General features: G+C 46.2%; 8 protein-coding genes. 5 read left to right on the forward strand and 3 right to left on the reverse strand.

Annotation, left to right across the window (positions count from 1 at the left end):
* Nucleotides 1-21: 21 nt before the first annotated feature.
* A complete protein-coding gene (locus C1N53_RS11460) occupies nucleotides 22-726 on the forward strand; it encodes a peptidoglycan DD-metalloendopeptidase family protein (protein WP_137759440.1) in 705 nt (234 codons plus the stop codon).
* A gap of 94 nt (nucleotides 727-820) precedes the next feature.
* Complete coding sequence (locus C1N53_RS11465; RefSeq protein WP_137759441.1) at nucleotides 821-1645, forward strand: mechanosensitive ion channel family protein; 825 nt, start codon at nucleotides 821-823, stop codon at nucleotides 1643-1645.
* Between the two features lie 6 nt (nucleotides 1646-1651).
* Here C1N53_RS11465 and C1N53_RS11470 read toward each other — a convergent pair whose 3' ends face one another.
* Nucleotides 1652-2866 carry an ABC transporter permease gene (locus C1N53_RS11470; protein ID WP_137759442.1) on the reverse strand — a complete coding sequence of 405 codons (1215 nt, stop codon included), beginning with the start codon at nucleotides 2864-2866 and terminating at the stop codon, nucleotides 1652-1654.
* A 60-nt stretch (nucleotides 2867-2926) separates the two neighbouring features.
* Between C1N53_RS11470 and C1N53_RS11475 the strand changes: the two genes are divergently transcribed.
* The 3 genes from C1N53_RS11475 to C1N53_RS11485 are packed head-to-tail and all read left to right on the forward strand — an operon-like array spanning nucleotide 2927 to nucleotide 5642.
* The gene (locus tag C1N53_RS11475) at nucleotides 2927-4159 is read left to right on the forward strand and encodes an exo-beta-N-acetylmuramidase NamZ domain-containing protein (RefSeq protein ID WP_137759443.1); all 1233 of its coding nucleotides are present in this window, start codon (nucleotides 2927-2929) and stop codon (nucleotides 4157-4159) included.
* A gap of 4 nt (nucleotides 4160-4163) precedes the next feature.
* Nucleotides 4164-5093: a methionyl-tRNA formyltransferase gene (fmt, locus tag C1N53_RS11480; RefSeq protein WP_137759444.1), complete on the forward strand. Its 930-nt coding sequence runs from the start codon at nucleotides 4164-4166 to the stop codon at nucleotides 5091-5093.
* Between the two features lie 60 nt (nucleotides 5094-5153).
* Entirely contained in the window at nucleotides 5154-5642 is a 489-nt protein-coding gene (locus C1N53_RS11485; RefSeq protein ID WP_137759445.1) for a dihydrofolate reductase, read from the forward strand.
* A gap of 67 nt (nucleotides 5643-5709) precedes the next feature.
* Here C1N53_RS11485 and C1N53_RS11490 read toward each other — a convergent pair whose 3' ends face one another.
* Nucleotides 5710-10728 (reverse strand): C25 family cysteine peptidase, encoded by a 5019-nt coding sequence (locus C1N53_RS11490; protein WP_137759446.1) that lies wholly within the window; start codon nucleotides 10726-10728, stop codon nucleotides 5710-5712.
* Nucleotides 10729-10755: 27 nt separating this feature from the next.
* The gene (locus C1N53_RS11495; RefSeq protein WP_137759447.1) at nucleotides 10756-11853 is read right to left on the reverse strand and encodes a PorV/PorQ family protein; all 1098 of its coding nucleotides are present in this window, start codon (nucleotides 11851-11853) and stop codon (nucleotides 10756-10758) included.
* Nucleotides 11854-12032 lie beyond the last annotated feature (179 nt).

Consider the following 12032-nt stretch of genomic DNA (forward strand, 5'->3'; position numbering starts at 1 on the left):
AAACGCCGCTCCCTAAAGCTTATGGATACCCCGGAAGAACTTAGCGAATTGCTAAGGCAAAACAGTACTGCCTTTTCAAAAGTAATTACTTCTGATTTAAATAGCGATCACGTTTGCCGCTTAGACTTTACAGCGGCAAACTCTCTTTTATTAAATACCGATCTCCGCGACACTGCCTTATTCGACAAGGCAGTACAGCAAATGCTTGCAGCGCAAAACGCCACTATAGGCATAGGAGGTTATTTAGAAGATCGTTCCATTTACAGTCGCAGCAAGCACTTCAGCACACCTGCCGCTAACCGAAACCTGCACCTCGGCATAGATATTTGGATGGAGGCCGGTACTCCCATTTTTACCCCACTCGATGCTACCGTGCATAGTTTCCAGAACAATGATCATTTTGGCGACTACGGCCCTACCATTATTCTGCAGCACGAACTGCATAGCCGTACCTTTTACACGCTGTACGGGCACTTAAGCCGTACATCTTTATCAGGACTGGAAGAAGTAGGTAAGCCTTTCAAAAAAGGAGATCAGATTGCAAGCCTCGGCCCATACCCAGAAAACGGCAACTGGCCTCCCCACCTGCACTTTCAGATAATAGGTGATATGGGTGGTAAATCCGGCGATTTTCCTGGAGTGGCATTAAGCTCGGATAAGGCTTTTTACGAAGCACTTTGCCCTAATCCCAACCTGATCCTGCAAAGCAGGCACCTGCCCCTGTAATTGACTTTGCCTGAATTTTAAAGCATCTTTGCCAGCTATAGCATAAACATTACTATCTCTGTAGCTTTTTATTTCCATTTTCCCGATTCCCCTTATGTTCTCATTAGACTTCTTTGAGCAGTACAGCCATGTGGTAACGAATTTTGTAATGGTATATGGCATGAAGCTGGTTTCAGCTGCTCTAACCCTACTCATCGGATTATGGGTTATCAAGCGCATCAGCAATATGATCTATAATCTGATGGTGCGCAAAAACGTAGATCTATCGCTACGCCCATTTCTGAACAACCTGATCAGCATTATTCTTCGCATATTACTGCTTGTGCTGGTTATAGCGCAGTTGGGAGTAGAGATGACCTCCTTTATTGCGGTGCTGGGTTCAGCTGGTCTGGCCATTGGTTTAGCCTTGCAAGGCAGCCTTTCGAATTTTGCAGGCGGAGTTTTAATCTTAACGATAAAGCCTTTCCGGGTGGGAGACTTTATCGAGGCACAGGGGCAGATGGGTACCGTACACATGATCAACATTTTTAATACCGTAATTAAAACAGGAAACAACCAGGTGATCTATATGCCTAACGGTCCGCTGGCTTCCAGTGTGGTTATTAATTATTCAGTTGAGCCAACCCGACGGATGGAGCTTAACCTCGTGATAAGTCCACAAAATGATCTGGCTGCTGTAAAGCGCCTGTTGCAGGAGCTAATCGATGCCGATGCACGTATTCTGACTGACCCTGCTCCTGTAATTGCCGTAACAGCTTTTACAGAATATTCTTTAACTATCAGCATGCGCCTTTGGGCTAAGAAAGAAGAATTCTGGCCGCTTAACTGGGAAATGAACGAGCGGGTAAAAACTGTGTTTGAGCAGAATGGCATTAAAATGCCTGCGCCTATCCAGAAGCGGGAGATTGTGCAGGTATAGCGCCTATCAATCAAACTTAATCGCCTTTACAGGCTTTATTCTGGATACCATAGCGGCAGGAATAAGAATAGCCAGCATGGTAAGAACCAGCGTAATCACATTCAGGACAATTACAATTCCAAAATTCCAGCTGATTGGCACTGTATCCATGTAGTAGTTTTCAGGATCGAGTGGGATCAGCTGAAAATAATATTGCAACGCACAAAAGCCTAAACCTATAATGTTGCCCCACAGCATTCCTTTTAAGGTTAGCCTCAGCCCCCTGAAATAAAATATCTTCCTGATCTGTGCATCAGTAGCACCTATAGCCTTTAGCACACCAATCATGTTGATGCGCTCAATAATCATGATAAAGACGGTAGACACCATATTAAAGGTAGCCACAAACACGATCAGCACCAGGAATATAACCACATTCTTACCCAGCAACTGCATCCAGTCGAAGAGCTGCTGGTGGCGGTCTGTAATCTTCTCCAGCTGCAGGTCGTAGTTCATCTGGTAAAACACCTGGTCGGCTACGGCATCTATTTCTTCAAAATTCTTCAGCACAATCTCTACTCCTCCCACCAATGTATCAGGCCAATTGTTGAGCTCCCGGATCAGGCGCAAATCTCCCAGCACAAAGATCTCATCGAACTCTTCCAAGCCGGTATTATAAATGCCAGCTATGTTCATTCTTCTGGCTCTGGGGGGACTCTGGATAAAGTAAAAAGTAGCTTTGTCTCCCACATTCAGCTTCAGCTTATTCGCAATGCTTCGGCTTATCATAACATCCAGCGAGGCTGCAGTATCTGTAAAAGTAACTGTATGCCCTTCCTCCAGGTTGTTTCGCATCGAGGTCAGGTCATAGTCTTTTTCAATCCCTTTCAGCACCACCCCCAGTACTTCGTCTTCTGTTTTGATAATGGCAGTTTTTCGGGCGTAGGCCTGTATCTGCTGTATACCCGGAATATCCTCGGTGCTGTTTATACCTGTAGAGCGGCTAATCGGTGCTCCTTCGTAAGAATTATTCGTATCGTATTTACTGATCTGAAGGTGCGCTCCAAAGCTGAAAATCTTCTCCCTGATTTCGCTACGGAAGCCTTCCAGAATAGCAAAAGACACAATCATAATGGCAATGCCTGCCGCTATGCTTATAATTGCTATTTTTGTGACCGACGAGGTAAATGAGCCAGTCTTTACTTTAGATATTTTATCTGATATATATTTGGAGATGTTCACTCGCCTTGTTGCTAAATTGCCTTAAAGATAGGTATGAATTTTGATTTCTGTTCTATTACTATGACATACACATTTATCCTGCTATACACTTCGCTGCTTCTGAACCTGGCAGGCTGTGCTTCTAAACCACAGGCTAGTGCTTCTGCAGAAGCCAGCCATACATCTGAACAGGTTACAGCCATGCCACAGGCAACGCCTTTGCAAACCGGAGCCGAACAAACAGCCAGATACCTGCCTCTGCTGCAGGGCAAACGGGTAGGCATGGTGGTAAACCAGACCTCCGTTATCGGCAAAACGCACCTGGTGGACTCTTTGTTGAGCCACGGCATAAAAATTACCGCTATTTTTGCGCCTGAGCATGGCTTCCGTGGCGAAGCCGATGCAGGTGCCCATGTTAAAGACTCTAAAGATACCCGCACAGGTCTTCCTATTGTTTCACTTTATGGGAGTAACCGGAAACCACAGCCTTCACAGCTACAGCATGTGGATGTATTGCTTTTTGACATACAGGATGTAGGCGCACGCTTTTATACCTATATCAGCACCATGCACTATGTTATGGAGGCAGCCGCTGAAAACAACAAACAGGTGCTCGTGCTGGACCGCCCAAACCCGAACGGTCATTATGTAGACGGCCCTGTGATGGATATGAGTTTAAAGTCCTTCGTTGGCATGCACCCGATTCCGATTGTGCACGGACTTACCGTAGGTGAGTTGGCTAACATGATTAATGGCGAAAAGTGGCTGGAAGGAAAGCGACAGTGTCAGTTAACAGTTATACCTGCCGCCAACTACACCCACAGCACACCTTACGTATTACCTGTGCGCCCTTCACCAAACCTGCCCAATGCACAGGCAATCGCTTTATACCCATCGCTTTGTTTATTCGAAGGAACTAACGTGAGCCTTGGCCGGGGTACACCTACGCCATTTCAGGTAATCGGCAGCCCTTACTATAAAGACAAAAGCTTTTCATTCACGCCCGTTCCGCTCCCTGGTGCTCAAGATCCTCCGCTCAAAAACCAGAAGTGCTATGGCCTCGATTTAACTTCACCTGCCAAAGCCCGCCCATTTACACTGGCTTACATACTAGACTTCTACAAGAACTCAACTAACCAGGATAAATTCTTTATCAACAATAATTTTTTTGAAAAGCTTGTTGGCACCAACGAGTTGCGCCAGCAGATAAAAGCAGGCAAAACAGAGGCAGAGATTAAAGCCAGTTGGGAACCGGCTCTCACAAACTATAAACAACTACGTAAGCAGTACCTGCTTTACCCAGACTTTAAATAGAACCATGCCAAAAGACCTTCGCATTGTATTTATGGGTACGCCCGATTTTGCGGTACCCACTTTACAAGCCCTTGTTGAAAATCAGTATCAGGTTGTAGCTGTTATTACAGCTCCTGATAAACCTGCAGGCCGTGGCCAGAAGCTACATCAATCACCTGTAAAAGAATATGCCGTAGCGCAGGAGATACCTGTATTACAGCCAACTAACCTGAAATCGGAGGCTTTTTTGGAAGAACTGCGCAGCTACAAGGCTAACCTGCAGATTATTGTTGCCTTCAGAATGCTGCCAGAGGTAGTGTGGTCTATGCCGGCCTTGGGCTCTTTTAACATACATGGCTCCCTGCTGCCCCAGTACCGCGGAGCAGCCCCTATCAATTGGGCTATTATCAATGGCGAGAAAGAAACCGGCGTTACCTCTTTCTTTCTGAAACATGAGATTGATACCGGCGATATGATATTTCAGGAGCGCCTGCCTATTCTGGAGGAGGATGATTTTGGCAGCATATATGAAAAGCTGAAGCATTTAGGCGCACAACTGGCCGTGCGTACCGTACAGGCCATCGAAAGAGACGAAGTGCAGCCACAGCCACAGCAAACCACAGCGGATACAAAGCACGCGCCCAAGATATTTAAAGATACCTGCCATATTAACTGGAACCAACCGGCAGAACAGGTACGGAATTTTATAAGAGGTCTCAGCCCCTATCCTGCCGCCTGGACGCGCCTAGGTGATAAAACCTTCAAAATCTTTAAAACAGAACTTATAGAGGCCAGTTATGATGTAGAGCCGGGGCAACTGCAGACAGACAACAAAACATACCTGCACGTGCAAACAGCCTCTGGCGCACTTGCTATCCTGGATCTGCAGATGGAAGGCAAAAAACGCATGCCGATACAGGATTTGCTCCGGGGCTATAGTTTTAAGGTTACCTGATGTGTTGGCAGCACCTTCTTCTCCCATTCATAATTCATAATTTCTAATTCACGTATCGCCATGATTGCCATTGTTGTAGCCATCGCTGAAAATAATGTAATCGGAAAAGACAACCAGCTTATCTGGCACCTGCCTGCCGACTTGCGCCATTTCAAGCAGCTTACGTTAGGGCACCCGATCATTATGGGCCGTAAAACGTTCGAATCGATTGGCAAGCCCCTGCCTGGCCGAACTTCTATCATTATTACCAGGCAGCAAGACTACCAGGTAGAAGACTGTGTTGTAGTGCATTCTGTTGAAGAGGCACTGGCAAAAGCAAAAGAACTCGATGAGCGGGCCAGTATTATAGGAGGAGCAGAAATCTACAGGCAGGCTTTACCTTTTACAGACACTGTTTACCTGACCCGCCTGCACCATACTTTTGAAGGCGACACGTTTTTCCCGGAGCTGCCGGCAGAAGATTGGCAACAGGTAGCAGAAGCGTTTCACGAACCGGATGAGAAAAATAAGTATAGCTATAGCTTTATTGAATTAAAACGAAGAAAATAAACCCACCGTCCACAAAAAAGGAGCACTGATTTAGTGCTCCTTTTTTGTGGTAGCCATTGGGGCTGGCTTACCTCAGAATGTATAACTTGCCGTAACCGTTCTTAAATGCTTTATCGCCATAGCTGTTGCGGTGCTTCATTTCTTCCTCACCATCCAGCTTGCTCATCACCACACGGTACAGGTATACACCATTGGCTAATTTATCGCCATAAGTATCAGTTCCATCCCAGGCATATTCCGTTTTGTTATTCCCGATCCGGATTGGCCCCAACTCTTCTTTTTCAATCTCCTTTACTACTTTGCCTGTTACTGTCAGGATCTGAATTTTGAGGTTGTCTGGCACAGTACTTCCTGTTAAAGTAAAGATGAACTGTGTTTTGGTAGAGAAAGGATTGGGGAATGGATAGAAATTTGTGACGCTTGCCTGGTTCTCTACCTCAAAGCCGATCTGGTAAGGCGATATTCCAGATGCTTTTCCTGCTACATCTTTAGCCCGTACAACCAGACTATACTTACCGTCTGCCAGCTTCGCAGGCTTATACTCTACTCTAAAGTCGTTTTTCTCATCAGCCGGAAAATAACGGACTTCCTGGTCATTACTCATCAGGTTTACCTCCTGCTCCTGCCCCTCCGGATTTATTAAAATAACCGACATGCCGGCAGGATCCTGTAAAAAAGTCTCCTTATGTTCATCTTTAACGGTAATACTTACCAGCGGGCTTGGCGACACTAAATCACCATCCATAATGTGCAGGCCATCAAAAGCTACATCAAGGATTGGGTGAAGCAGCGCCTTTACTTTGAACGGCACTTCATAAACGTTATTAAAATACTGCTGCTCAGCCTGCGCGCGTGGGTTCACAAACATACTTAGCTTATAGCTTCCACTTAAGTTTAATGTACTCAGGCTATAGCTAAAATTAGCCGTTTTATACGCATCAAGCGGTGCAATTTTAAAAGAAGCCACTGTACGTTGTATGCCGTCTCCTGTTAGGGTCACCTCTACCAGAATAGAATCTTTAAAAGCGAATGAGGTAATGTTCTGGAAAGCCATTGGCAGGGTAATCAACCCCTTCTTATTTGCCTGGTCTGTTAAAATCTGTTCACTCACCTCTACCAGGTCAGGGCGTATAACACCTTCTGGCGCTGCATTATAGTATACCAGCCATTGCTTTAACTGTGGCGAAGTACGGTCAGCTGAGTCTGACAGAGCAACTGAAAGCTGGATAGAAGGATAAACCTTGGCATCAATACCGGACAGATCGAAAGTTTTACCTGTTATTTCAGGCTGTAGCACGACCTGCTGACCAGCAGGTGTTATACCTAAAAGGCTTAGCTTGTACTTATCATCCAGGCTTGTACGCTCCACATGATGGTGCAGCGTTCCCCAGCTTTCTGCCGGACCTATCAAAGTAGAAGTAAGCGTACCAGCCTGCTTTCTGGACCTGATCGTTGATTTCAATAAAATAGCTTTTGTTAGCGCATTCGAGGTCTCCAGTTCCAGGGCCGAAAGTTCATCAGCAGTACCTGCGGCCGCACCTTTTTTACCGACAATAGCATAAGGGTACCCATTTTTAAGGTTATCTATCATAGCAGCACCAATAGCTTTGAAGGCATCTTTCTGAGAAGTTGTAAAGCTTGCAAAAGGAACACTGTTAATGCTGATAGCCGCCACATAATATCCTGCCGGCACTGCTTTTAAAAATGTTTCTATCTTAGCTCTGTTCCCAGCGTTATTCAGATCACCAAACTCATACAGATGTGGTTCTAGGGAACAGGCATAAGCCGGGATTAGGTTTTCCACCATTTTCAAGGTTTTAGGCTCTATCACCACCATATACATACGCGGTGTAGCAGAGGCGGCTGGATCAGAGCACCAATACTCAATTACGGGTTTTCCGTCTACCACCAGACCGTAAGCTGGGGTAGAATACCGGATGTTTCCGCCTACAGTCCGTATTTCAATATTGGATACCAAGGGGCTGAACTGCCAGTTCAGGTTTTGTTTGCCTTCATTACTGATATCGGCAGTTGTTGCCTTATCGAATTGGCCATAGTGACTCTGTGACCAGCCATTGCTTGCGCCTGGTATATACCGGAACGAGTTCGAAGCCCATAAGGTATCCTCACCTGCCTCATAATACTGAAAACGCGCTCTCCAGTAATAGACTGTGCTATCACGATCGGAACCAACAGCAGGTAATGAGAGCTCCCAGGTAGGCAGCAAAGCGTTTTCTACGATATGTGTTCTTTTCAAACTACTGTTGAAATGCTGCGTTGTGTCCAGTTCAAAATAAACGCCCTGCCTGTCGCTCCGGGCTGCTGTGGCCTGCACTATTAGCTTTACATCCTTCGAACCCACTATACTGTAGGCAGAAGGACTTAGTGCCGTAAGTCCGCTCGCAGGAAAGTAATGCTGAAACCGCCCGGTATTATTACCTTCATTCAGTTCTGCAATGCTATTGTCATCATCCAGCGTGATTTCAAAGAAATTCATGCCCAGTGCCTCTATGCCGGTATTACTTAGCTTCAGTTGCAGAGCCGTTTCATATATGATAGGTTTTACCTTTATCACCTGCGGAGCCAGCACCGTGTTATCGGCCAGTGTACGCACCACAGATACACGCACAGAATCTGTAATGGCCTTGCCATAATTTACACCGGTTAATGTCACATAAAATTCAGCGGACGTGGCCGTAACAGCCGTATCATCAACGGGAGCAACATCCATGCTGTTTTCCTGCACCAGGTAATCAGGCTTGGCTGGCGAGGCAAACCTGACAGCCGGGTCGCCCTGCAGCACCATCTCCATCACCATAGCCGTTGCCAGATCACTGGATGCAGAAGCTTTTACTCTCCTGATCACCTCCTGTTGAATTAACCCGATAGGCTTTCCGTAGAAGTTTACATCCTGAAAAGCCAGGTTGTACAAGTGCTGACTATACATATTCAGGAAGTTAGGATAACCAGCTTCCACGTGTGCTATAAAACTGATAGCACCTCTATCCGGTGTTTTAACCCAGTCTTCTCCGAAAGAGACACTCGATGGCACAAAAATATTACCTGCACTGCACCCATTCATCAGCATGATCGGGTACTTCCCTTTGTTGGAGTAACCATTGATCGCATTTGAGGCCAGCCCGATGTCTAAATCAGTAGCACCAGGTGCGCTATGCCCGAAGAAAGTAACCAACGAAACACCTTTGTTTATTTCATCCGAAACATTTATGTTTTCAACCACTTCGCTTATGTTCTTCCTTGTCTTCCGGATGATATTCGCGCCAAAATAAGGCCCTTGAGCTATGCCTTCGTAAGCGCTCAGGTAAGAGGCCAGCAGGTTTATTTCCTCTGTTTTCTTTCCGCCACCTAAATGAAGAATGTTCTTTTGCCATTTCTCTCCCAGCGGAACAGCTTCATATTCTTTCACTTTATTCAGGTACTGCACTATCTCCAGCGGAGTGGTTACCGAAAGCCTTCCTGTAGGTACAGCTGGCACAAAGGAATTATTTCGGAAATCAGCCGAAAACATCACATCAGAACCAGGTATACCTGCCGTAGGTACCAGATCCAGGGCGCGGGAAGCCGTATTACGATAATTTATCCTGTCGAACTCAACCCCTTTCCCTAAAATCAGCATTTGCTTTGCCCGCGGCGTTGAGGACATGAACTTTAAGAACCTGCTTATCGCATTCGATGAGAAGTCACCGTAGTGAAACTGGTTCACAAGATCATCTACAAACACCAGTAAAGTATCATAGCTGCCTCCTGCCTCGGATGCTCTGTAAGCGGCATACTCTTTTGGTGCAGGCAAAGTACTCTCGCCTGCTGCCTGCATTAGTATTTTGTTCGTTAAAACAATATAGTTAAAAGCTTCGGGTTGTATAGTTCTGAATTTTACCGGGCTTGTTCGGGCTACCTTTGGCCTGATCGCCCGGCTTGTATTTGCCAGTAAAACCCGATGGCTTTTTCCATCTTCTGCCGCAATAGCATAGCCAAATTTCGAGCCCACAGCTACGCCTGCTATTCTGGTAATATTCCCCTCGTCTGTAATATCATAAGCGACAGTTGCAGCAGTTGCCCCGGTAAACTCATAATAAGGATTCAGAGTGCGGGCAGAGTCGGTATAAAACTGCATGTGGTTACCTGTTACAATACTCTTTTGCGGAAAGGTAACGATACCATGCGCCAGGCTGAACTGGTTCTCGGTGGAAGGGGCATAATAGTCAGGCACCGTTTGTACCACCAGCCTACCGGCAGAGCTGATCTCAGAAAACTCAACCGGAAATTTGCTTACTTCAAACCCAAAGCCATCAAAGGTATACCTCGACAACAACCTGCTCCCTCCTGTTGCCGGTAACAGGTTTACGGAGGCATTATGGATAATATTGTTCCGGGTATAAACACTGATTGCCAGCTGCGGCTTAAAACCCGTTGTTTCCAGATTGATAATGTTATCCAGGTTCCAGCTTTTGGGGTTGCGGGAAGTAGAGCCTACATAGCCCTGCCCCAGATCCAGCCAGGGCATCATGTTCTCTTCATACTTTTTGCCCCTGTAAAAAGCATCGAAGAATACCGTTGCTGCTTTCTGGATGTGATAAGGCTCGGCGGTTCTGCCAGCAGAAACAGTGTTCGCCACGCGCATACGCTTGCCTCCTGCTGCGGAGAAGGTAAGAAAGTAAGCGGCCGTATCAGTATAGATGCTGCGCAACTGGTGTATCTGGTGCTTTGGATCTTTATACATTTCCTTATCCAGGGCACCATTGTTCTTTTCTCCGAAGAATTCAATAAAGTCCTGCTGATCCAGCTTTCCATCTTCTTCGCCTGCTACATAAATGGCTAGCTGTTTACCTTTTCTGAATATTTGGAAATGGCGCGGATCCACGCCTTTTAAACCAAGGCTATCCAGGTAAGTGTAGTTTAACCTGTGAAGGCCATCAGAAAACACCCTGATCTTATAATATGTTTGGGAATGGTTAATCCATTCGTTGCCGTAGGTACTCTGCGCCTGCACCTTACCTAAGGTGCCGAAGGCTAATAAAAGTGTAACTACAAAAATGAAGTGCCTGAAGAAGCGATACTGACTCATGGCTGTTTTTATTAAACAGGAAAAGGCTTAGTTGAAGGAATATCCTAAAGAAACTATGACAGAAGATGTGTTGATGCTCGAAATAGAATTGCTTTCGCTGTCGCTGACTCTGGACATGGCAAGGTCGACATGAAAGCCATAGCTTTTAAAGCCTACGCCAAAGTTAGGCTGCATGCGCTTTGTATAGCCGCCATCGAAATTCTTTGTTTCCTGGTAATTATTAAAGCCTCCTCTCACAAACACAGTGTTGGCATAAGCCAGCTCTAGACCTACATGCGGATCAACTGACACTACATCAGATTTAAGAAGAACATTACGCTTTCCGTCAAATGTAAAATCGATATCGGTAGCCAACAGCGCAGTAAACTTATCGTTGAAGCGGAAGCTTTTACCTACCCCCAGCACCACACGCGGCAATGTTAGTTCGGCTGTATTCTGAGGCAAATCGTTTCCTGTCTGCAAATACGCCTCCTCCAGCGCTTCCACATTATGCGTCCAGGCGGTAAAGGTGGTGGTAATATCTTTCGCCATTAGCCCAAACTGCCAGTTGCCACGCTGCAACTGCGCACCGGCATCAATGCCAAAGCCCCAGGCATTGGCGAACTCACCCACATTGCGGTAAATAATTTTGGCATTGGCACCCAGCTGCAAACCAGGTATCAGGTTGCTCTTACGGGCGTATGACACCAACATGGCATAATCTGCCACTGAGAAAAACCGGATGCTATCGTACTGTATATAACCGAACTCATTCTGCAGCCGGCGGGTATCTGCAATGTCGTCTACGCCTAAGCGGATAACAGAAACTGCCAGTGCGCTGCTCGAATCAAGTGGCATGGCAAAGCTGGCAAAGTCGTTTTTGGCAATACCGGCAAAAAGCTCAGAGTGCATCAACCCGATGTTATATCGGTTCTGCAGCCGAAGCAAACCTGCCGGATTCCAGTAGCCGGCCGTGGCATCATCGGCCAGGGCAGCCTGCACGTTACCCATACCCAGGGCACGCGCACCTACACCTACATGAAGAAATTCGTTACTGTACTTAGGAGTTGAAACTTGGGCTGAAGCGGCTGACCACAGGAAAAGCAGGCATACCGACCACAGCAATCGGAGGGTAAAATTCGGCATATACGAATAATAAATTTGGCTAAAAGATTAAAACACCATTTCCTCCCCTCAAAAGAATAGGGAAAAGTGCAAGTCAACGTGCCTGCCTAACATCTTTAGCGACTGATTAGTTGACTATTGTGCTAAAAAATTTTGGATCAAAATTAACGAAATATTACAATAAAGCGCGGGATTAAAAT

Source organism: Pontibacter sp. SGAir0037 (genome assembly GCF_005491705.1).
GTDB lineage: Bacteria > Bacteroidota > Bacteroidia > Cytophagales > Hymenobacteraceae > Pontibacter.